A 22,923-nucleotide genomic window follows, 5' to 3' on the forward strand; every position below is an offset into this window, starting at 1 on the left:
CTGTCATAAAACTTTTTCCTTCATTATAAATCATCTCATAAAAATGCAACGCCAAGTAATTTACCCACCGTGTAATGAATTACACGGCTAATGGGCAAATCGTTCAATAAATTGAACTAAGATTATTTTTATTCCTTTTTTTGCTACGGCTCTTCTACAGTGGTTATGATAAATTAATAAAAAATAAATCTATATAGCGTAGGCTGAATTAAGCGCCCACACCACTAAGGCGATAATACTTCCCAGAATTAAAACGGCGGAAACTCCTACAATAACGGGCTTATCAGCGCCCTCAAACTTCATAATGCCACGATTCAAGTCAGACATAGAACCTCTTATAATAAAAATTGCTCATTTATTAGGGTAACTTAAATTAATTATTTTTTGATTAATTATCGTGTTAAAAACTGTAACGTATTTTTAATAAATTTATAATGCTTTTCCCTCTCCCCCAACCCCTCTCAACTCCTTCTAGCCTCCCCTTAGCAAGCAGGGTGTTTTCAAAGTCAGGATCAAAATTGATTTGTTTTTGACAAGAAGACAATATAAGGATGATCCCCCCCAACCCCCCTTAAAAAGGGGGGAGATTCAGGGAGACAGGAGGATTTTTTACTATTAATTGATTTATTAGTAGTTAAAAACCTCTGAATTTCAGATTATTGGCTAGTTTGAGAAACTAACATTTTTGAGAATGAAAACGCCCTGCTTAGCAAGGGGAGGAAGGGAGAGGGGAGTGATATTTTCTAATAATTGATTAATTCCCATATATAGTCATGAAAAACCTAGAGATTATTGATTTTTTACGTTCCATTTTACCTATTGATTTAAGTGTAATTCCTGAGACTGCTTATGTGGTGGGGGGCGCTGTGCGTGATGCTTTTTTACAAAGACACCGTGATACCATTGATTTAGATTTTGTTTTACCCCGTGATGCCATAAAAACTGCGCAGTTAATCGCTACTCTTTACCATGGCGGTTTTGTGGTGTTAGATCAAAAAAGGCAAATTGCTAGGGTAGTTTTGGCTAATGTTACCCTCGATTTTGCTCAACAGGAAGGAGATACTATATATCATGATTTACAACGCCGTGATTATCGTCTTAACGCTATTGCCGCTAATCTTCATGGAAAAGAATTGATTGATCCTTTAGACGGTGAAAAAGATATATTAAATGGTGTAATTCGTATGGTATCACCCGAAAATTTGAAGGATGATCCTTTGCGTCTTTTTCGTGCCTATAGACAGGCTTCTCAGCTCAATTTTACTATTGATTCCGATACTCGTAAAACTATCCAAGAATTAGCGCCCTCCCTCTCTCATGTAGCGATGGAAAGGGTCAAAACTGAATTAGATTATCTTTTAGCTAGTGATAATTATATTCAATATTTATCTTTAGCAAATCAAGATGAAATTTTATCTTTTTGTTTACCAAATCTTACAGCTCAATCTTTACAAGAATTAAGCCATATTGATGATTTTATTACTCTTTTAGCTCAAAAATATTCTTATTTTTCTTCAAAACACAGCACAAATAATGATTTTTGTCAATTAAATATTACAAATTATATATTAATAAAATTAGCTTTTTTAGTGAGTAGTGATGAAAAAAAAGTTAAAGAGGAATTAGTTAACTTAAAGTGTTCTAATCAAGAAATTAAAGTAGTAAATACTATTATTAAATATTTACCAGATATTTTCAAATTTGATATAAATATTACCATCAGAGAGCAGTATTTTTTCTTTGTTAATACTGGTAATATTTTACCGCTTTTAATGGTGGTGGCTGGGGTGAAGGGCGCTGATTTTCCAGTAATAGAATTATTGCTCAATCGTTATTTTAATCCTGATGATTTGATAGCGCACTCCCGCCCGTTAATTTCGGGGCATGATTTAATTAATCATCTTAATATGAAACCTAGCCCTTTGATTAAAACTATTTTAACTGAGGTAGAAATTGCATATCTTGAAGGGAAATTTAATGATCGGCAAGGGGCGCTGGATTATGCTAATTCCTTAATTAGGGGTTACTAAATTGTGGGATGAAACATTAATGAATTACAGCAAATATATAATACTCAAAATATTATTACTACTCCCGATTCCCTACCCCAAGCAAAAACATATTTCAAATCAGCAACGCCAAGTTTTTAATTGATAAGCCTTTTCACTATCCACTTCCCACTCCCCTAACGACACTACTTTTTCAGCAACCCCTAATTAATTATTTCATATTAGTAGTAGCAAGAGTACGATTTAATTTACCACTGCGATAACCCTCTAAATCAAGAGTGACATAAATAAAACCTAAATCTTGAAAAGATTTGACTAACTTAGGCAAATCTACTTCAGTAGTAAACGCAACAATTTGCTCAGGATTTAACTCAATTCTAGCCGTATCATTTTCCGAGCGCACCCTCAAACTACGATAACCGAGATTGCGGAGATAAATTTCAGCGCGCCCCACCCGATGCAATTTTTCAGGGGTAATACTTTCACCGTAGGGAAAACGAGAAGATAAACAAGGTTGGGAAGGCTTATCCCACCAAGGCAAACCTAAAATTTTAGTTAATTCCCTCACTTCTAACTTACTTATACCCACTTCCGCTAAAGGTGATCTCACCTGTCTTTCCTTTCCTGCTTGAATGCCGGGGCGATAATCCTGCAAATCATCAGCATTAACACCATCAATCACATAAGGATAATTCCTTTCTTGGGCGATTACTTTTAATTTATCGTGTAATTCACTTTTACAAAAATAACAACGATTGACAGGGTTTGCTGTGTAATTAGGATTATCCATCTCTTCTGTGTAAATCAACTGGTGAGAAATACCGATGACGTGCGCTTGGTGTTGTGCTTCGTCTAACTCTTCAGGCAACAAAGAAGGCGATACCGCCGTGATAGCAAGGGCTTCTTTACCTAAAACATCATAGGCAACCTTTGCCACTAAAGTGCTATCAATACCTCCAGAATAGGCAACCAGCGCCCTCCCCCCTTCTCTGAAAATATCTTGTAATTGATTTAATTTATTTTCAATCATAACCTTATTACTTTATTAATTTTGTCTAATAATACTCCCCTCTCCTGTGCAGGGCGTTTTCATTCTCAAAAATGTTAGTTTCTCAAACTAGCCAATAATCTGAAATTCAGAGGTTTTTAACTACTAATAAATCAATTAATAGTAAAAAATCCTCCTGTCTCCCTGAATCTCCCCCCTTTTTAAGGGGGGTTGGGGGGGATCATCCTTATATTGTCTTCTTGTCAAAAACAAATCAATTTTGATCCTGACTTTGAAAACACCCTGCTGTGGGAGAGGGGTTGGGGTGAGGGCAAATCTTAAAAATATCTAACCTTAATTACCCACCACATCAGCTAATCTTTGTAAAACAAAATCTCGATCTAAATAAGAAAACAAATAACCAGCTTTTGGTCCTTTTTCCTTACCCAAAAAAGCATAATAAACCGCAGGGAAAGCTACATTAGGAGAAACTCCTAACTCTTTAGTAGCAGTGAATAAAGCAGTTTGTAATTCTTCCCCATTCCACTGAGCCAAATCCGTTAACAACTCTTTTAGTTTTCGTAAATAATCAACCTGCTCTGAAGTTAATTGCTTAGTAATTTCCGGCACTTCATCAAAATAAATGACTAACTTTTCATCCTCATCAGCATAATCAGCTAACCACTTTTCAGCAACTTTAATCCGTTGATTAATTTTTTCCCAATCATACTCAGTTAACTCCACTTCTGAACGTTTAATAATTTCTGCTTTTATATCCAAATGGGGAACTTGTAACAAAGAAATTAACGTACTAATATCAAAAGTATAATGAGGCTTAATTTCATCCTTTAATTGTGCATAAAACAGAGGTAATAAAGTCTTATCTAACTCAACCGTTTCTTGCTCTTTTTGTAAATTAGCATAACTATTTAAAAGATTGTCATAATCCCTAAATAAACGGGTGATATTATCATAGTTAGGCTCAAAATTAATCACAGTTTTTGGCTGAGTTTTCAGCATTAAAAACCGCAAAATTTCTGGTGGTAATAATTCTGCCATATCCTTTGCACTTGATCCCACTCCTTTAGAAGAACTCATTTTTGTACCATTGACTAAAATAAACTCATAAGGAGAATGAAAAGGAGGATTTTTCCCTAAAACTCGGCGACAAATGGCATTAGCCACATCCCTAGAGCCTCCTTTTTGGGAGTGATCTTTTCCAGCCATCTCCATGGTAACACCCACCAAATCCCATTTAGCCACCCATTCCACCTTCCATGGTAGTTTGCCATTACCATCAAAAGGAGATACCCAGCCAGAATGCCCACAACCTTTCACCCAACTGGTGGCATTTTCCTCACAGGTATAAAATACCTCTTTGCCATTGTAGTCAGTGGTGACAGTAGTAGCGATTTTGCCACAATTTTCGCAAATTACTTGGAAAGGATACCAATTATCCGCTCTTTTCGCTTTGCTCACATCTAAATATACCTCTCTCACGGTACGGGCGCTGTGGAGAAATTTATCAATATAAGAATTTAACTTGCCAGATCGATATAAGTCTCTAAGATAATAAATCTCTGCTTCTACCCCCAAATAGTTAAATACTTCGAGAAATTCTTCCATGAAATATTTAGCATAATCACTACTTTTTTCATCTGGGGAAGGCACATTACAAAGAGGATAACCAAGATAGGGAGCAAATTTCTCAGGGTCTAAATAATACGGTATGGTATCTAAAGCATCGTAATCATCAACTCCGTAGGTAAATTTAACGGGTTTATTGGCTCTTTTTAAGGCTCTATACATCACATCATGAATGATAACTCCTCGCACTGAGCCAACGTGAACTCTACCGGAGGGAGTTTTAGAGTCGTTGACTAATTCTTCTTGTTGGGAATTACTGGCTATTTTATCCGCCCAAAACATAATCTATCTTTAATAAATTTTACATACTTAGAATCTACTATTATATCAACTTTACCCAACAACACCGCTTTTTCAGCGCCCTCCAATTAAGCTCTCCTACAAAATCAATTAATTTAGGATACTAAACAAGAAAAAATGACTCTAAGAACCTGTTTTAAAAGGGTTTTGATTTATTCAGCAAACCCTAACTAATAATTAATCGATTAATATTTTATATATTGATTTTTTGATTTAAAAGACTCACTTTAGTAGAGTTAAGCTGTTAGCAATGAAATTTATTTTATTGTGGGATATCGGTTTAAGCCAATAAATCCCTTTGCAATAAATCTCCATTACGCTAATAAGAGAAGTCAGCTCAAGTGAGTAAGAAAAATGCAATTTTACCTCGACCTTGCAAAAACCCTGCTTCATAAGAAAAGGAAGATAGATTTCATTTATTTTCTTGGTCTTCTTAAGCGACTGTATTCGGAATACAACCCTAAAATTCCTTCTGCAGAGGCGTTACAGATACCTCTATCGGTGATTAAAGCGGTGATGAGGTGCGCTGGAGGGAGCAATTATCAAAATTATAACTTTCCAAAGAGGTTCTAACTAATCTTTTTTTATAAAAGTTTTTTTCGTATCAACATTGACTAAATGAGGAATTTTTTTCTGTTGATTATTCTCTACTTTTTCTTTGTTGCCCAAAATATTTCCCTCCTCTCTTTGAATCTTAATTAGCGCTTCTTGATTGTACTTTGCTTCAATAAAGTCAGGCTTAATTTCTAAAATATTTTCGTAGGTTTGAATTGCTTTTTGATAGTAACCTAAATTTGCCTGTAAAATAGCTAAATTGTAATGAGGTTTTTCGTATCTTGGCTCAAGACGTATCGCCTCAGAATAAGACGCAATAGCACGATTATAATTACCCATTAATTGACTAATAACTCCAATGCCATAATGGGCTTGAAATAAATACGGATTGATACTTAAAGCTCGATCATAATCATCTAAAGCATCTTGTTTATCCCCTAATTGAAAATAAACATAAGCACGATTATAGTAGGATAAATAATAACTAGGATTAATAGTTAGAGAGGTACTAAAATCATCCAGCGCCCGCAAATAATCCTTTAATTTAGTATAAATAAAAGCGCGCTTATAGTAACCTAGAAAAGAAATTGGGCTGATCCTTATTTCTTCTGTATAATCTTTTAGTGCCTGTTCATACTCTCTTATTTCTTCGTATATAAAACCTCGCCAATGATAGGCTAATAAATAGTCTTGGTTAAGATTAATAGCTTCTGATAAATCTTTAATAGCTAATAACTTATCCCCTTTTTTATAATAGGTAATAGCTCGTAATAAGTAGGCTTTTTCATTGTAGCTACTTTGACTTATTATTTGGCTGTAACTGCTGATAGCATTAATGTACTCTCCTTTTAAGCAATGTTGTTTTGCTATATAAAAAGGGTCTCTACTTTCGCTGATTAATGACTCTAAATAACCTTTTAGACCGCCATTATAACACAAATCATCAAGATAGAGACGATATTCAATAATTTTTTTCTCGATTAGTTTAGTAGGAATAAAACCGCCAAAAATTACTGTATAATGCTCAGTGTTAGGGTCAAAATTTTCTCGACATAAACAACCAATGAAAATCTGATTATGATTAATTTCTTCTTGACTTAAATTCCAGCAAATTTTATCCTGTTCCAAATAGATTGTTTTTACTAGAATCTTGATTTGAGGATATTGCTTGAGACAAAAAATATTATCGTTTATCACCTCTCCCGATTCTCTATCCATTACGGGGCGAACTAAGCTACTATAGCGAAGTTTAAATGCTTCTTGTCCGATTTTTTCTATAAATCTTTTTTTATATAAGTTTTCTCCGTGAGGTTCACCAATGATAGTTTTCAAAGAATCAGTGATGTCAACTATTTTTTGATGGTTAATAGTGGTAGCTTCACTATAAATAGTGTTTTGATGGGAAATTAATAAATTATCGGAATTTACCCTTTGACAAAAGTCTTTTTGTTGCGCCTGAAGAATACTAAAACCATCCATTTTTTCTTTAGCATTGATGTTTTAATCGTTCTTTCATCATAGCGGATAGTATTCTTTTTGTTTATAAAACTTCTATGAAGTTAATCAATAGTATTTTAACCTCAAAAAACGTCATAGCATTTCTTGAAAATTCAGCTTTACGAAAACTACTTTCACTGTTTTAAAACTGGGACGCTAGGATTCGAACCTAGGAATGGCGAGACCAAAACCCGCTGCCTTACCGCTTGGCGACGTCCCATTGCTTTGTTACACTAATTATTATAGCCAACTCTACCTAGGTTTTGTCAAGGTATTTTAGGTTTTTTTTTTGAAGTACAAGTTTAGGTTAACTTGGACTGTTTTGCTATGGCAGTGAGACATTCAAAAGGGCAAGGGAGTTATTTTATTCTAAAATGTTCAGTTTCGACAAAGCAACAAGGAAGAAGTTTTAATTGCTTTTGATAAAAATAAAATTCTCTCAAGTTAAAGTTTGCCAGAAATTGATGAGAACTGATATAAATTTTTCTCTCAATCAGCTTAACTTACTTCATGATACAATAATTTAAAAATTAGTCCATTAAAGTTAATTTGGCTCTTCTACTTTGAGTATGATAAATTATGTCTAAAAAAAGGTGTCAGGTATTAGGTGTCAGGTATTAGGTGGAATGCAAACCATAAATTTATAATAATTACATTTTTAAAATACCGAAACTATTATATATCAAAGGTTTTATTCATCATTTATTATTAATTTCTCATAACTACTGTAGAAGAGCCGTTATTTTTATAATATATAATCAGGTGCAATGAAAAAAAGCGTTATTATTTTGGATAATTTATCGGAAAGAATTGATTTTTTTGAGAGTCTGTTTAGGGAAAGACATTATAATTTAATTGCTGTAAATAGTCAGTTTGATTTATTAGATTTAATACAAGTAGAATCCCCTAACTTAATTTTAATTAATAGTAATTTACCAGATCATGATAGTTATTTAGTCTGCAAAAAAATTAAATTGTTAGAAAAGGGAAAAGATGTTCCCGTTATATTTATCAATGGAGATGATAGTAATTTTGATGCAGATTTGACTTTTGAGGCGGGCGCTGATGATTATATTAATTATCCTTTCAAGTTACAAGAAGTAAAGCATCGCATTGAGCAACAGTTATCACTTAAAACGTTAAAAGATAATTTAGAAGAAACCACAAAACAATTACATAAAATTATCCCCAATTATCAAAAGTTACAAGAAGCTTTAAAAAAGGCTACTTCAGAGTTAAATAATCAAAAAATCAAAGAAACTTTAAGTATTTTACCTAGTCGTAAATTTTTGGAGGAAACTTTAGAAAAAGAATGGTTAAGGGCTTCTCGCCAGCGCACTTCCCTCGGTGATATGGAGGGTACTGATATATCATTAATATTGATGCAAATCAATGATTTTGATCTTTATCAACAAAATCATGAAGGAGAGATAGTGGGTAGTTGCTTGTTGATGATTGCAGAGAATTTAAAATCGAAAGCGAGGCGCCCGGGGGATTTAGTAGCGCACTTCACCGAGGATACTTTTGCTATTTTACTACCGAATACAGATCAGACAGGGGCGCTAAGGGTGACAGAAATAATTACCGATCATTTAGCCGACTTACAAATTCCCCATAATTATTCTCAGGTGAGCGATTACATCAGTTGTAGTTTTGGCATTGCTACGGGCATTCCCACCCAAGCCATCGAACCCGTTACCCTTATTGAAGTTGCTCAAGATTGTTTGAATAGCGCCCTTCGCCGTGGTGTGGAGGGCGCTGTTAATATTGATAATTTTTAAAACTCATGACATGGTGAGCCAAAGACTCACCACAAAAAAGTAAAATTAAGCGTTATTAATTACCACTAAACTATCGTATTGACAGGGGTAAACTCAAAGCGGAAAACCGCATCATTAAAATCAAAATCGCTAATTCCTAAATCACCCGGTAAATCCTCAAAACCAAAGACATTATTTCCTCTGTTTTGTAAATGTGCCGTGCCATCAGGATTAGCCGGTGTAAACCCAAAATAAGCCACCTCATGAGTTGTGAAATTAGTCGGCATAGCCCGAATATTGTCAGGATTTTTCTCAACAAAAGCATCAAAACCTTCTTCGATAGTACCACCACTAGGAATCAAATTACCCCCATTGGCAATAACAAAGGGAGCATACATTTCACCACCAAACAGAATTACATCCCCAAAATCCTCTGCAGTGCTATTCAAATTAGGATTTCCTTGAGAACCTAATTGTAATACAAAATTATTGACATGAGAACGAATAGCAGTTTCTGCGTAACCATCATCATTCGGATTAAGTAAATCATCAGTAGCACCATTATTATTGACATCAAAGACATCAAAAATAGCGCCCTCCATATTTTCAACTTTATACAAACCAACGATATTATTAAAGTCAGCATCAGTTTCAGCTAAAGCATTATCATCCGCTTGAGTGTTAACATCAACAGCAACATTGGTAAAATCATAAATTAAACTACCCAGTTGAGCTTCTTGTGCTGTGAATCTAACAACATCAGACTCAAGTAACTCATTATTGTCCTCAATAGTAACGCTCACCGCAGAATTATCACCAATAACGATACCATCAGAAGGATTACCAAGGGTAAAAGTAGCGGTTTCTGTACCTTCTACTAAAAGATCATCAAAAATTTGTAACGTAAAACTAGCAGAAGTTGCCCCGTCAGCAATGGTGATAGTATCAGGAATAGAGTCGATAAAATCAGCGCCTACCGCCGTGCCACCGAAAATCAAGCTCAGATTTTGATCTCCCGTTACCGCATTATCCGCCGTCACAGTGAAAGTAAATACCGTTTCATCTTCTTCCAAACCCACTGATGGAGTTACCGCAAGATTAACGGTGACGACATCAGGAAACATAGGAACATTAGCCCCAAAAACAAAATTACCATCGGTAATGGTAGTATCTAACAGAATAGCAATATCATCACCAAGAGCCGAAATGATCACATCACCATCTACACGACGATAATCCCATCTATCTCCCTTATTATCAAGATTAAAAGAGGTACTAGCAAAACCAATAACATCCTCAGTGGGGTTAAAATCAGTAACGGTATTGATATTAGTAGGAATAGCCTCCTCATCAGTAACTAACCAAAACTGATCAGCACCTATACCCCCAGTGATAATATTACCACCATCCCCCGAACCAACGAAGATACGGTCATCTCCTTTGCCAAGGATAATTTCATTACTTGTACCAGCAAAAACCGTATCATTACCTCTGCCAGTATCAATGAAGTTGTCAGTGCCTTCTTGAGATACATCAACAATATCATCACCGTTAAGAGTGAATAAAGTTTGTGCCAAACCAATAAACATAGCATCCCCGAAAGCGCTATCAAACTCGTCTTTATCATCGGTGCCTAAAATTGCCGAAGGAAACACATTAACCGTCACATTCACTACGGTAAAGCTATTATCAGTATCAGTAACAGTGACGTTAAAATCAATAGTTTCAGTAAGTTGATTAACTAAACTAATTTCCCCAGTGATGGGATTGATTAAGAAATTACCACTAGGATCATCTAAAGTGTAATTAATCCCCATCAAAGCAATTTCACCGATGATACCGCCAAGGGGTGCGCTATCGGTAACATTTAAAAACTGATTTTCCATGATAAGAGCTAATCATAATTACTATTTAATACGTTCAGATTTTAGCAAAAATTTTCACTTTTTAACTGACGTTACGCACTGATTCAAATGTTAAGGGAGGTTTCAGGTAGCAGGTAGCAGGTTTCAGGTTTAAAACCCTTCCCTCAATAGACTCTTGTACAACAAAAAGATCAATAAACATAAGTTTCTTGTCAATTCTTTAACCTAATACCTAATACCTGACACCCGACACCTGACACCAACAATTAATTCTATATTTTGCGTAACATCAGTTTTTAAAATAAAAAAAAGTTTTTTTATACCTTAAAGTTAAGAAAAGATTAACATTTGTATTTAAGCAAAAATATAGAAATTTTAAATCATTAGTGAGTAATTATAATCACTTACCCCTAATTTAAGCAATACTTTTTGACTCGACAGAATAAAACTGCATTTTTTATCTAAATAAAATTTAATTTTACTTATTGGTAAAAAGACTTAAAATTGTGATTAAAGTTAAAGCCAAAAACATGAAGTATCTGCAAAAAAAATAGTATTTTTTCACCGTATTTCTGGCTTTCAGCCAAATTAATAGATAAGCTAAGACACATTTAAATTGCCATTTTTGTTAACAAGGGATTTAAACCCCTTATTACCTTTTGCCTTTGTCACTAACTTAATTACCACAACTCATATAAGTAAATATTAATTATTAATTACTTGATCGATAAACCAAATTAACTCCCCTTGAGGTTGGATTAACTTGCTAGGATACTGATTGGTGTCTGCGTCATCACTAAATACCTGAGTTAAGGCATTAATTTTATTCTCTCCAGATACCAAAAACACCACACAATCAGCTTGATTAATCAAAGAAGCGGTAAAAGTGAGGCGCAAACTATCCCCTTTATTACCCACCGTTACCAGCGCCCTCCCCGCATTTAAAGCGTCTGTATGGGGGAATAAAGAGGCTGTATGACCATCATCACCCATGCCCAGTAAAATTAGATCAAAGGTGGGGAAACCTTCTTCCTGCCCAAAAAAAGCCCGTATTTCCCCTTCATGACGTTGGGCATCAAGGGCGGGATTGTTACCCATGGTGGGCATGGGGTGGATATTTTCGGGAGGAATTGGTACATGATTTAGCCATGCTTCCCGTGCCATTTTTTCGTTACTATCGGGGTGGGTAGGTGGCACATAGCGCTCATCACCCCAAAAAACATGAATTTTATCCCAAGGTAAAGCAGTTTGGGCCATGGCTTCATAAATTGGTTTTGGTGTACTACCCCCCGCCAGAGCAATGGTGCAACGGTGACGGGCGCTGGTAATACTTTTGATCTTATCAATTATAAATTCTTGAGCTAATTGGATTAACTCACTTTTATTTTTAGCAACTCTGACATCTCTCATGGGAATTATGAATTATGAATTATGAATTATAAATTATGAATTATGAATTATTATCCCCCTCTGCTTCTCTTCATCCTCTATTTTATCTGGCAATGAATGACCAATAAAACCATATTAAGGTAAAAATAACTAACCACCACCAACAAGCCCAACTAAAATAACGATACCATTTATTAGGTCTAGCGCCCTTCGGCGTTAATTTTCCCGATATTAATTTTAAATTGAAATAACCGATGACGGGCGCTGCTAAAAAAGACAAACCCGAAGCAAAATCAACTAAAATAGTGAAACTTTGACCTGCTAAAAAAATTAAAATTGATAAAGCAATCAAAGGAATAATGAATAAAGATAAACGATAAATATTTGATTGAATATGAGCCTTTTTTTCACTAGGAAAATGCTCTTCCCACAATGCTAACATCACCCTCGGATAAGCGTCAGTTACCGCTAAAGTAGTGCTAAACATAGTAATTAGAGCCGTAATAGCGATGAAGGGCGCACTCCACCCCCCCAAAGTTTTACTGTAAATTTCGATTAATTGTACCGAAAATAGAACACTACTATCAGAAAAAGTTTCGCCACTGCCAAACATCACCAGCGCCCCTAACACAAAGAAAAATAAGCCAATAATTCCAGCAGAAATATAGCCTAAATTAAAATCAAAATTAGCCTCTTTTAGAGTCGGAGAATAATTAGTTTGTAGAGCTCTTTCTCCAGTCCAAATTGAATGCCACACCGAAGCATCAAGAGGAATGGGCATCCATCCCATAAATGCAATGGCAAAAGCAATACCCGGCGCATTCCAATAAGAAGGAGGAGTTATGGATACAGTATCTCGAACATTTGTACCACCCAGCGCCCCTAACACAGCGATTACAGTTAGAATAGTTAACAAAGAAACAATTACTTTCATTGTGACATCTAAAACACCATAGCGCCCGATATAAAGTAAGCAGACACAAAGAGCTAAAATTAAAGCACTCCAAACCGTGGCACTCCAACCAAGTCGAAATAATTGTTCAGCTAACCCAGCCGTCACCACCGTTACCGCCGCCTGAATAATAAACATCGTGCCAACGGTGATAACAATATAACTCCAGTAAGCAAAACGCCCCATTTGTCGATAACCAGTGATCAAATTTTGTCCCGTTGCCGCCGCATAACGGGGGCCAAATTCTAAAAAAGGATACTTGCTAACAATAGCCAGAATCAACAACCAGAGGAGTGAGAAACCGTAATCAGCGCCCGCTCTCGTTGCCTGTACAAGGTGAGAAACGCCAATGGCTGCTCCCGCCATCAAAATACCCGGACCTATAGCCAGAAGTTGATTAGAAAGAGATGTTTTAGTTTTAGTCATAGTTCAAAAAAAGATAGCTTAACGTAACATTTTACCTATGTTACTTACTTATACTTTTTATTCTTTTTTTCGGAGCGCTTCACCATATTTTCACTATCAAAAAATTCAAATTATCTGAATTAGATGGTTTAATCTAATTTCTCATCAAAACCCAGTGCCTTCCACCTTCAACAAAAAACCCGTTAACATCCCCCTTTTATCACTATCCGAAAACATTTGCCATTCTTAGATTCCAAGACTTTTACGGGTATATGATTTTAATACTTTTTATGTGAGTAAGTCTTGATGAGAAACTGGTGATATGAGGATAACGAATTATCATCTTGTTTATTACCTATAGCAATCCGTTTTGATTTGTGAGAATTTAATGAAAAACGATTCTCCCCTCGCCCTCTGGGAGATGGGTTGGAGTGAGAGCAGATAGTATTATGTTGTCATGACTGATTTCTGACTGCTATATTGTCTTTTTAAAAAACTTAATTACCACAATTGATTTAGTATTGCCATATAATTTTAACTCTAAAGTATCTAGTATTTATACCATGCTATAATAGAGAGTATGTGTTAATTTTAAAATTATTTGAAAAACATAATTTAATAAGCAAAATTGATCGTTAACGATACCATGAGAGCTTTATTAGTAGAAGATGACAGAAAAACAGCTTCTTTGATTCAATCCTACTTAACTACAGAATTAGAGACAGTAGATATTATTGAAAGTGGAGAAAAAATTATTGAGTTAATTGAAACAAATAATTACGATTTATTAATTTTAGATGTTCTTTTACAAAAAAAAAATGGTATTGATATTTGTAGAGAAATACGTCAAGCTGAATTAACTATTAAAATTTTATTTGTTACGGCACTACAAAGTCAACAAGATAAAATTCGTGCTTTTGAGTCGGGTGCTGATGATTATTTGATTAAACCTTTTGATTTTCAGGAATTACTATTAAGAGTTAAGGCATTAATTAACCGTCAAAATAAAGCTAAAACTCAGATTATTAAGTGGGAAAATATTGTCATGGATTTAGAAAAAAAAGAAGTCCAATATTTAGGTAAAACCATGAGTTTAACACCTACTGAATTTGATATTTTACAAACCTTTTTGCAGTCTCCCCGACAAGTTTTTGAAGTTGATCACATTATTGATAAAATATGGAATATGGAAACTATTCCTACTCATAGCACTTTTAGGTCTCATATCAAAAGTTTACGGCGGAAAATAGAACAATATGGCGGTAGAAGAGATACAATTCAAACAGTTTATGGTATGGGTTATCGTCTTTGTGAATTAGAAAATAGCTCAAGTATTATTAAAAATGAGACTCTTTCACAAAAAGGAGAAAATAATGATTTAGATACTTTCATTGCTGAATTATGGGCACAAAGTAAACCAGAAATTGAAGTAGATTTCAACATATTAAATAATTATATTAATAAAATAGATTCAAATATCGATCAAGAAACCGCCGTAAGAGTTGCTCATAATTTAATTGGGTTTTTAGGCAATATTGGCTTTGATGAAGTTTCTCGAAATTTTCGCATTATTGAACAAAACTTAAAGTTGAGTAGTTTTTATGAACAGTTCAATAAAATTGAAGAAACAATTAATTTACTTAATATTAATTTCAAAATACTATTTGAAGATAATAATTTACTGAAGAGTATTTCTAATGATGGTAAACAATACCATATTTTATGGTTAGAAAATGATATTAATTTAATTAACGAATTTGAGCAATTAATTAGGGTAAATAATTTGAACTTTAAATTAAGTATTATTAGTGATTTGTATAGTTTAGAAAATTATCATCATGACATATTAATTTGGGGAGACTGTGAATATTGTGCTATCAACAAAGAAGAAATGATGAATAAATTAACCACATTGGAACTAAGTATAGCGCCCGTCATCTATACCTGTGACGATAGTTTAGAGAATCGATTATTTTTTAGTCAGCAAAATATTAAGGCTTTTTTTACAAAAAAAATAGCGCCCTCCGACTTTTTACAATATATTAAAAATGAATTAGAAAAACCAATATATATTAGTGAAAAATTATATAATATCTTAATCATTGATGATGATGAGAGATTTATTAAAACTGTTAGTAAAAAGTTAATTAAAAATAAATTACCTCTGAATATTTACACTTGCAGTAATCCTTTAAATTTTCTTGCTGAAATTGAGCAAATAAAGCCTAATTTAATTATTTTAGACTTACAAATGCCCAAATTAAATGGCTTAGATATTTGTTCCATGATCAAACAAGATAATATCTTAAAAATGATTCCAGTTATTTTTTTAACTGGTTATTTAGAGCCTGAAATTATTAATCAATTTGTGGCGGTGGGCGCTGATGACTTTGTTAGTAAAAGCAAAATAGATTTAGAACTATATCCTCGAATTATGCACCATTTACAGTATTAATTAGGTGGTGCTGAAAAAATGGAGTCATTGAGGTAGGCAAGAGGCAACAGGCAGAAGGCAATAGCCCAAAATACTTATCAACCAAAAACTTTGGCATAATGATCAGTTTTCATACGTTGCTCATTTGCATCAATAATTTTCGATTAGGGTAAAGAAAAGAGGGCATTTTTGGGAAAAAAGCCTATTTTTGGCACTTTTTTAAGATTTTATTGTACTTAAAACCTTTGTTTTAAAAGGGTTTTGATTTATTCAGCAGACCCTAATTAGGGTTTGACTAAAAAATAAATTAAGGATTAGGAAAAAATACTAATTTACCAATAAAAGTAAGTAACCCCGTAATTAATACTCCAATCAAGCCAAATACTCCAATGGTAATGGTATTTAAACGAGTATCAATGCTATCAACTCTTTTAACAATTTGATTATTGTCAGTTTTAAGTGTTTCCACATCAAGTTTAAGAATTGTTACATCACGTTGAACATGATCTAATTTTTGATCTAACTTATCAATCTTAGTATCAAACTTTTGTTCAAGATTATCAATCTTAGTATCAAATTTTTGTTCAAGACTATCAATCTTAGTATCAAATTTTTGCTCAAGACTATCAATCTTAGTATCAAATTTTTGCTCAAGACTATCAATCTTAGTATCAAATTTTTGCTCTAGCTTATCAATTTTATAATCTAATTGTTCTATTCTTGTATCAAATTTCTGATCTAGCTTATCAATTTTATAATCTAACTTATTTAATATATCAACTAACTGAACTTCCACTGTTTGAGTCATGATTTAATCCTCATGGTTAATCAACAATTTTAACAGAGACGTAACTACCGTATTTCTAATTATCTCATTTTAGCTTTTTAACTGATAAATTAGAAACAGAAAAGGTAATTAATTATATTTAACTATAGTGAAAAAACTATTATTTATGTCAACGCCGGTGGGCGCTTTAAGTTCAGGTATTGGCGGGGGAGTAGAATTGACTTTATATAATCTTATTCAAGAGATGCAAACAAGAGGATATGATGTCACTACCATAGCGCCCTCCACCTCACATTTTGATCATGGTAAAATTATTGAAATGGAAGGTAACTTGCACATCCCGGCGCAAACCCTTAGCCGAAATATTCCCACCACCATGCCCCAAAACTCCGTCTTAGCTAATATGTGGGATTACGCGCGCCAACATCAAGGGGAATATGATTTAATCGTTAACTTTGCCTTCGACTGGCTGCCCTTTTACCTAACGCCTTTTTTCACTACTCCCATGGCTCACTTTATCAGTATGGGCTCACTTTCCGACAGTTTAGACGAAATCATGGCAAAAATCGCTGAGAAATACCCCCAAAATTTTGGCGTTTACACAGAGGCACAAGCAAATACTTTTCCCTTTGCCTCGGTGTGTCGTTGCTTAGGTAGCGGTTTAGACTTATCCCTGTATGAATTTAACCCTAATCCTGACCATAAATTAGCATGGTTAGGACGTATAGCGCCCGAAAAAGCTCTTGAAGATGCCGTGGAAGCCTCACAAATTAGTCAGATTCCCCTGTGGATTTACGGCAAAATTCAAGACGAAAATTATTGGCAAAATATCCTTGACAAATATCCTTCAGCGCCCATCACCTACCGAGGATTTTTAAAAACTGAAGCCTTACAAGCAGAATTAAAACAATGTCGAGGATTATTGATGACTCCCCGTTGGTTGGAAGCCTTCGGCAACGTTGCCATTGAAGCCTTAGCCTGTGGTGTGCCTGTCATTGCTTATGCTAGGGGGGGACCTGCCGAGATTGTAGAAGACGGCAAAACTGGCTTTCTAGTCACCCCTGACAGCGTTTCTGGCTTAGTGTCTGCCATCGCTAAATTATCGCAAATTGATCGTTCTGCCTGTCGTCAAGTAGTAGAACAAAAGTATTCTTTAACGGCGTGGGGCGCTGGTTTTGAGAAATGGTTTCAAGACGTAATGGACAATGGATAATTAGGGTCTGCTGAATAAACTCAGAAGTTTTAAATCACAAGGTTTAAGACATAATATAAGCATCAAAAAATACTCAAAATCACGCTTTTTTTAATAAAAATGCCGTTAAAATACAAGATAATATCAAGTTCGCTTGATCTCTTACAAATCAATTAAAAACAATCTTAGTTCAATTTATTGAACGAGATACTGTTGGTTCCGTGTAATTCATTACACGGTGGGTAAATTACGAAGATATAATCTATTTGTAACTAATTATCCGAACTTGATATAACAGACGCTACACGAGGATAGTAAAACCTAATAATTGTCAATTGTCACCACCACCTAACGATTAAAAAACCATTCTACACCGATGGAAACTTGAGAGTCAGCTTGTTGGCGAGAATTTTGCCATTCAATGTTACCAGATAAACGTAAATTTTTACGAATGGCATAACCAGCGCCCACCGCTGTGATACCGACTTCATCATCACCGCCCACATTAACAAAACTTTGATTGATAAAGACATCCCCAGCGCCATTGGGGGATAAAACTAAGGCTAATCTTACCCCTAAATTGACCCCATCGGTTTGATAACCATTAGTACGGATAGACTGATAACCCACAATGGGAGAGATATTAACATAATTACCGAGAGGAAAGAGATAATAATGTAAATCAGCGCCCGTAGCGCTACGCTCAAAATTATTATCAGAGTTAAAAGAAGACGAATGACGGGCGCTAAACGATAAAGGAGTATCCGCAATGAAAACATCTTCCACCGCTACAGAAAAACCACCAATACCATTATTAGAAGGAAACTGACTGTAACCAACGCGCAATCGAGTGGGAAAACTGGGTTGATGCTTGATTTCTTGGAGAATATCAGGAGAATTTTCCAGCCATTTTTGCCACACTGGGCTATTTTCGATTACTTCGGGAGAAACATTGAAATCCTGAGGAAGGGGTGTTTGTGCTTTAACCTCTTGATTTGTCAACCATAAAACTCCAGCAGACAAAAAAATTTTTAAGAATAACCCACGAAAAAGTACCGTCATAATCCCTAGATAATTAATTCAACATCGATTGTAGCTCACTAATAGCAACATTTTGACCACCAACTCCATTATGGAGGTCGCCAATTTTTCCTTGTATTGCTTCCATAGAATTACGAATTTGATTTAACTGATTTTGGAGAGGGTGGAGGGCGCTTTCCAAAAAATTAACCTTGCCCTCAATTTCCGCCACCCTGAAACAGAATTGACGCACATTTTCCTCATCACTATGCAACTGATTTTCTAAATTTTGATACTGTTGTTGTTTATTACTCAAATTTTGTTCATCTTGTTGAGACTTCTGTTTCAAATCGTTTAACTCTTGGCTAAGATGATTAATTTTCTCATCGATATAATTCCTTTGTTGCCCCACTTCCACTAACAATGGTCTAATATTAATAGTCTCCGCAAAATCCAAATCAATAATCCCCTTACGGCGACTAAACACTTTCAAATACTCATTGAGAATTTTTTGTTGCTTCTTCAAATTGCGTCTTTGCCCCACCAAAGTCTCATTTAACAACTTCATCGCCTCTTTAGCATCCGCAAAATCCTCCTCCAAACTTAACTTAGTTACCTCATCAGCATGAAGGATTTTTTGCTCAATATCTCTCACTTCATCCGCTTGTAAAGTTAACTCCTCCTCCTGCATATTGACAAAATTTACTACTTTAGCAGTTTCATCTTTCACCTGATTAACAATACTTTCTAAATCCCCCAAAGGCATTGTTTCAAGGGCTTGAATGTCCACTTTTTGCTCTTCCCCATCATCTCCTAACAAGCCAATTTCCTCTTGTAAACGGGCGATGCCATCGCGAGAATAATTAAACTGTTTGATAAGACTTTCTTGCGATTTAATCTTATTTTGACTTATTTCTAACTGTAACTGTGCTTTTGCCAACTCCTCTCGACTAGCTAACAATTCTTGACGGCGTTGCTGTAAATTATCTTGTTGTTGAGCTAATTCTTGCCGTTGTTGGTTTAAACTACCTTTACTGTATTCCAACTCATGCCAATATTCATCTAATTTACTTTGTTGTTGACTAATGCCTGTCAAACTTTCTTGACAACTTTGATCTAATATATGAGGTTGCGGAAGATTTTGCCTAATAGTGTTTAAAATTCCCTCTAATTTTTGGCGAATTTCTCCCTGATCTAACTTATTCTCATTAAGGCGCTGTTGTTCATTCCTTAACTGATCCCAAGCCGTAGTTAATTTATTTTTTTCTTCTTCTAGTAACGATAATTTACCTTCTTGTTCTTGTAATCTTTGCTGTTGAAGGTCTAATTCCCCTTGTCTTTTGGCAATTTCTTCCCCTTGAATTTGCAGGGAAGTTTTCCATTCTTCGATTTCTTCTTCTTGAGACTTAGCTTTTTCTAGGGTGCGCGAGAAATGACGTAAATAGTTAACAATCCTTGAACCAGCTACTTCGGGCGCACCTTGTAATTGTTTATTGTTGTCAAGATTGATAATGTATAAAGCGCCCTTCCCCGTTTGATCATTGATTGCTTCGGTAGTAACAGTATCTTCACCGCCAATGGTATTCCATGTTTGATCTGCCGACTGAGAGGCAAGTAATTTCAATTCTGTTTTAAAACCACCGACAAACTTTTTATCCTGAGTTTTTACTTCTGCCAGATATAACACAAATCTTGATTCCCTTATAATTGTGCGTGACCATTACCTACTTAACATATTAAATCATATTTTTTAATTCCATTGTTGACAATTTTGCTTCTTTCATTCTACAGCAGTTTTCATTTCCTTAAACCACACTTTAGATTATTACAAAGATTCCCTTTGCGTCTTCGCGCCTTTGCGAGAAACAAAAAATGTGGTTTATTCATCTGAAATGCAGTGTAAACAAGGGGGGGGAAGGGACGAAAGGGAAGCAGGGGAGTTGTCAACAAAGTTCTGTAGTACGAAATCAGCAATAGTTAAATCAATGGGAGTAGTTACTTTTAAATTAGTTTCTTCACCTTCCACAATTTTGACAGGATAACCGCATTTTTCCAATAGCGCCGCATCGTCTGTCACTTCCCAGCCTAAATCTAAACCCTTTTGATGACATTGTTTAAGTAATTTGACATCAAAACCTTGGGGAGTTTGTGCCGCGCGCAAAAAGTTACGATTAGGAGTATCGATGATGACATTTTCTCCGTCAACTATTTTAATGGTATCTTTGACGGTGACTCCGGCAATGAGGGCTTGACAGGTACTTAATTCTTGGGCGCAACGTTCAAATAAATCAGGAGTAGCCAAACAGCGCGCGCCATCGTGGATTAAAACCTTCTGTGCCGTAGGAGGTAGCGCCCGTAACCCATTATAAACCGATTGTTGACGGGTTTCCCCACCTTCAATTAATACCACTGGTTTAGATAAAGATAATTGACTTAAAATCTCTTCAAAAGCAGGAAAATCATACTTTTGACCGATAATTCCAATCCAAGTTAAAGAGGAAGTGTGAAGGGCGCTGGTTAAAGTCCATGCCAACAAAGGTTTACCTCGTAATTGTAGTAATAATTTATTACCATCAGCGCCCATCCTCTTACCAACACCGGCGGCGGGGATTAATAAATACATGATTACTCTCCCTAAGAAAAAATGGCAAATACGGAAGTATAACCATGAACAAAAGTTGAACTGCCCACAGGTCCAATTTCACCATTACAGAAAAACCCCGCCAAAGGCGTATCAATGAAATAATCGAGAAATAACTCCGCATCGTGGTTAGGTTGCCCGTATAAAGCCTCACCGCGCCCTAAACAGGAAAACATCAGCGCCCCTACCGCATCCATTTCTCCCTCATCCTCACAATAATTATCAAGGAGAGTTTCTAAATCTTCCGCCGAAGCATCCCCATCCCGAAGATGAAAACGGATTCTTTGCCCGGGGCGAATGCGATCGCCTACGGCAATAGCTCCATATTTGGGATCAACTCCCATGAGGTTACGAATCAAAAAATCACCGTGATTTAACTCTAATTGAAACTCATCTCTCGCAATGCCGATAAATAGAGAATGTTGCGCTAAATCTTGATCAGAAGGACTTAAATTATTAACTAATTCTCTTAAGAAGTTGAGAGGGGAATCGGTTTGCCCTTCGTTATCAGTAATTTCAATGATAATATTTTTTTCGCCCTTGGTCACTTGATAGGTTTTACCAATGGCTCGACATCCTTGCGCTACAATGGATTCCACCGTAATATCTCCCGATAAGGCTAAACCGATAGTGCCTTGAGTGATAAACTGCCCTTGCCAATCATCCGGGGTTTTAAAAAATAAACCACTAGCTACTCCCATGGTACTAGAACTTGCTAAACCACCGACTTTGATTGCTTTCGGGTAGGCATAGTCTAAACCTTCGATTAATTCGTTAATTTTACCTGAAAATGGATCGGCGAGAAGAATAAAATTGGGTTCATTTTCTGGTGCTACACCTACAGCATTCCACCACGCTTGAGGGGCGCTGTCTGAATCGGGCAAATCCCCTGACAGTAAATGAAATATTTTTAAATCCACATCGGGCAAACTTGCCACCGTTAAACTTAAAGCGGCGCTACCTTCAATTTCGAGGGCTTGGTCTTCATTTTCCATGCCTACAATACCACCGCCACCGCCACCAATCACATAACGTAAGGGAATTTTGTCTAACAGTAAAGGCATCAAGCGAGGGTAATCACTGGCAAATACGGAGGAAATAAAGACGATACCTAAATCTGGAGTGCCATTAAAGCGCCCTTCTAACTTAGCGACTACCTCGTCAATGGCTTTTTCTAGGGATGATTGAGTGGAGAGGGCATTGACCCATTTCATTGAAGCAGACATAGGCAAGAATGGTTGATAACAGTGGCAATCTATTTAATTTTCTCATTATTCACTTTTCCTCGACCTTTGTCAATTCTTAGCATTAGTCTTTCCTTTACGCACCTAATATTATTCATTATCAATTATCAACTGAAGTTACGCACTGATTCAAATGTTAAGTTAAGGGAGGTTTCAGGTAGCCGGTAGCAGGTAGCAGGTTTCAGGTAGCAGGTAGCAGGTTTCAGGTTTAAAACCCTCCAACATTGATTCGTCAGTG

Annotated in this window: 16 protein-coding genes and 1 tRNA gene; 4 read left to right on the plus strand and 13 right to left on the minus strand. The window is 35.5% G+C overall.

The window, feature by feature from the left end:
* Positions 1–189: 189 nt before the first annotated feature.
* Positions 190–327 (minus strand): hypothetical protein, encoded by a 138-nt coding sequence (locus IGQ45_00005; protein MBF2055610.1) that lies wholly within the window; start codon positions 325–327, stop codon positions 190–192.
* Between the two features lie 446 nt (positions 328–773).
* On the opposite strand from IGQ45_00005, the gene IGQ45_00010 reads away from it, so the two are divergent.
* The gene (locus IGQ45_00010; protein MBF2055611.1) at positions 774–2,030 is read left to right on the plus strand and encodes a CCA tRNA nucleotidyltransferase; all 1,257 of its coding nucleotides are present in this window, start codon (positions 774–776) and stop codon (positions 2,028–2,030) included.
* 190 nt (positions 2,031–2,220) lie between these two features.
* Here IGQ45_00010 and larE read toward each other — a convergent pair whose 3' ends face one another.
* The 4 genes from larE to IGQ45_00030 all read right to left on the minus strand — a co-directional run bounded on the left by larE (position 2,221) and on the right by IGQ45_00030 (position 7,216).
* On the minus strand, positions 2,221–3,039 hold the full coding sequence (larE, locus tag IGQ45_00015) for an ATP-dependent sacrificial sulfur transferase LarE (GenBank protein MBF2055612.1): 819 nt from the start codon (positions 3,037–3,039) through the stop codon (positions 2,221–2,223).
* A gap of 312 nt (positions 3,040–3,351) precedes the next feature.
* Positions 3,352–4,926 (minus strand): lysine--tRNA ligase, encoded by a 1,575-nt coding sequence (lysS, locus tag IGQ45_00020; protein MBF2055613.1) that lies wholly within the window; start codon positions 4,924–4,926, stop codon positions 3,352–3,354.
* A 591-nt stretch (positions 4,927–5,517) separates the two neighbouring features.
* The gene (locus IGQ45_00025; GenBank protein MBF2055614.1) at positions 5,518–6,978 is read right to left on the minus strand and encodes a tetratricopeptide repeat protein; all 1,461 of its coding nucleotides are present in this window, start codon (positions 6,976–6,978) and stop codon (positions 5,518–5,520) included.
* Between the two features lie 166 nt (positions 6,979–7,144).
* A tRNA-Gln gene (locus IGQ45_00030) sits at positions 7,145–7,216 on the minus strand.
* 547 nt (positions 7,217–7,763) lie between these two features.
* Here IGQ45_00030 and IGQ45_00035 point away from each other — a divergent pair.
* Positions 7,764–8,777: a diguanylate cyclase gene (locus tag IGQ45_00035; GenBank protein ID MBF2055615.1), complete on the plus strand. Its 1,014-nt coding sequence runs from the start codon at positions 7,764–7,766 to the stop codon at positions 8,775–8,777.
* Between the two features lie 65 nt (positions 8,778–8,842).
* On the opposite strand, the gene IGQ45_00040 is transcribed toward IGQ45_00035, so the two are convergent.
* The 3 genes from IGQ45_00040 to IGQ45_00050 form a co-directional block, all read right to left on the minus strand.
* The gene (locus tag IGQ45_00040) at positions 8,843–10,642 is read right to left on the minus strand and encodes a DUF4114 domain-containing protein (protein ID MBF2055616.1); all 1,800 of its coding nucleotides are present in this window, start codon (positions 10,640–10,642) and stop codon (positions 8,843–8,845) included.
* 684 nt (positions 10,643–11,326) lie between these two features.
* Positions 11,327–12,031 (minus strand): 6-phosphogluconolactonase, encoded by a 705-nt coding sequence (pgl, locus tag IGQ45_00045; protein MBF2055617.1) that lies wholly within the window; start codon positions 12,029–12,031, stop codon positions 11,327–11,329.
* A gap of 82 nt (positions 12,032–12,113) precedes the next feature.
* Positions 12,114–13,388 carry an Nramp family divalent metal transporter gene (locus tag IGQ45_00050; protein MBF2055618.1) on the minus strand — a complete coding sequence of 425 codons (1,275 nt, stop codon included), beginning with the start codon at positions 13,386–13,388 and terminating at the stop codon, positions 12,114–12,116.
* Positions 13,389–13,995: 607 nt separating this feature from the next.
* Between IGQ45_00050 and IGQ45_00055 the strand changes: the two genes are divergently transcribed.
* Entirely contained in the window at positions 13,996–15,822 is a 1,827-nt protein-coding gene (locus tag IGQ45_00055) for a response regulator transcription factor (GenBank protein MBF2055619.1), read from the plus strand.
* 286 nt (positions 15,823–16,108) lie between these two features.
* On the opposite strand, the gene IGQ45_00060 is transcribed toward IGQ45_00055, so the two are convergent.
* Positions 16,109–16,366, minus strand: coding sequence for a hypothetical protein (locus IGQ45_00060; protein ID MBF2055620.1), 258 nt, complete (start codon positions 16,364–16,366; stop codon positions 16,109–16,111).
* 388 nt (positions 16,367–16,754) lie between these two features.
* Between IGQ45_00060 and IGQ45_00065 the strand changes: the two genes are divergently transcribed.
* Positions 16,755–17,801 (plus strand): glycosyltransferase family 4 protein, encoded by a 1,047-nt coding sequence (locus IGQ45_00065; GenBank protein MBF2055621.1) that lies wholly within the window; start codon positions 16,755–16,757, stop codon positions 17,799–17,801.
* A 327-nt stretch (positions 17,802–18,128) separates the two neighbouring features.
* Here IGQ45_00065 and IGQ45_00070 read toward each other — a convergent pair whose 3' ends face one another.
* The 4 genes from IGQ45_00070 to IGQ45_00085 form a co-directional block, all read right to left on the minus strand.
* Positions 18,129–18,842 (minus strand): hypothetical protein, encoded by a 714-nt coding sequence (locus tag IGQ45_00070; protein MBF2055622.1) that lies wholly within the window; start codon positions 18,840–18,842, stop codon positions 18,129–18,131.
* Between the two features lie 13 nt (positions 18,843–18,855).
* Entirely contained in the window at positions 18,856–20,487 is a 1,632-nt protein-coding gene (locus IGQ45_00075; protein MBF2055623.1) for a hypothetical protein, read from the minus strand.
* A 192-nt stretch (positions 20,488–20,679) separates the two neighbouring features.
* Positions 20,680–21,423 carry a 2-C-methyl-D-erythritol 4-phosphate cytidylyltransferase gene (locus IGQ45_00080; protein MBF2055624.1) on the minus strand — a complete coding sequence of 248 codons (744 nt, stop codon included), beginning with the start codon at positions 21,421–21,423 and terminating at the stop codon, positions 20,680–20,682.
* An 11-nt stretch (positions 21,424–21,434) separates the two neighbouring features.
* Positions 21,435–22,667 carry an FIST C-terminal domain-containing protein gene (locus IGQ45_00085; protein MBF2055625.1) on the minus strand — a complete coding sequence of 411 codons (1,233 nt, stop codon included), beginning with the start codon at positions 22,665–22,667 and terminating at the stop codon, positions 21,435–21,437.
* Between the last annotated feature and the right edge of the window lie 256 nt (positions 22,668–22,923).

This window comes from Cyanobacterium sp. T60_A2020_053 (genome assembly GCA_015272165.1).
GTDB lineage: Bacteria > Cyanobacteriota > Cyanobacteriia > Cyanobacteriales > Cyanobacteriaceae > Cyanobacterium.

Coding starts and splice junctions, on each gene's coding strand:
- IGQ45_00080 (MBF2055624.1), bottom strand. CDS start 21,423: ATGTATTTATTAATCCCCGCCGCCGGTGTTGGTAAGAGGATGGGCGCT.
- IGQ45_00040 (MBF2055616.1), bottom strand. CDS start 10,642: ATGGAAAATCAGTTTTTAAATGTTACCGATAGCGCACCCCTTGGCGGT.
- IGQ45_00035 (MBF2055615.1), top strand. CDS start 7,764: ATGAAAAAAAGCGTTATTATTTTGGATAATTTATCGGAAAGAATTGAT.
- IGQ45_00025 (MBF2055614.1), bottom strand. CDS start 6,978: ATGGATGGTTTTAGTATTCTTCAGGCGCAACAAAAAGACTTTTGTCAA.
- pgl (MBF2055617.1), bottom strand. CDS start 12,031: ATGAGAGATGTCAGAGTTGCTAAAAATAAAAGTGAGTTAATCCAATTA.
- IGQ45_00070 (MBF2055622.1), bottom strand. CDS start 18,842: ATGACGGTACTTTTTCGTGGGTTATTCTTAAAAATTTTTTTGTCTGCT.
- IGQ45_00005 (MBF2055610.1), bottom strand. CDS start 327: ATGTCTGACTTGAATCGTGGCATTATGAAGTTTGAGGGCGCTGATAAG.
- IGQ45_00065 (MBF2055621.1), top strand. CDS start 16,755: ATGTCAACGCCGGTGGGCGCTTTAAGTTCAGGTATTGGCGGGGGAGTA.
- IGQ45_00085 (MBF2055625.1), bottom strand. CDS start 22,667: ATGTCTGCTTCAATGAAATGGGTCAATGCCCTCTCCACTCAATCATCC.
- IGQ45_00050 (MBF2055618.1), bottom strand. CDS start 13,388: ATGACTAAAACTAAAACATCTCTTTCTAATCAACTTCTGGCTATAGGT.
- lysS (MBF2055613.1), bottom strand. CDS start 4,926: ATGTTTTGGGCGGATAAAATAGCCAGTAATTCCCAACAAGAAGAATTA.
- larE (MBF2055612.1), bottom strand. CDS start 3,039: ATGATTGAAAATAAATTAAATCAATTACAAGATATTTTCAGAGAAGGG.
- IGQ45_00010 (MBF2055611.1), top strand. CDS start 774: ATGAAAAACCTAGAGATTATTGATTTTTTACGTTCCATTTTACCTATT.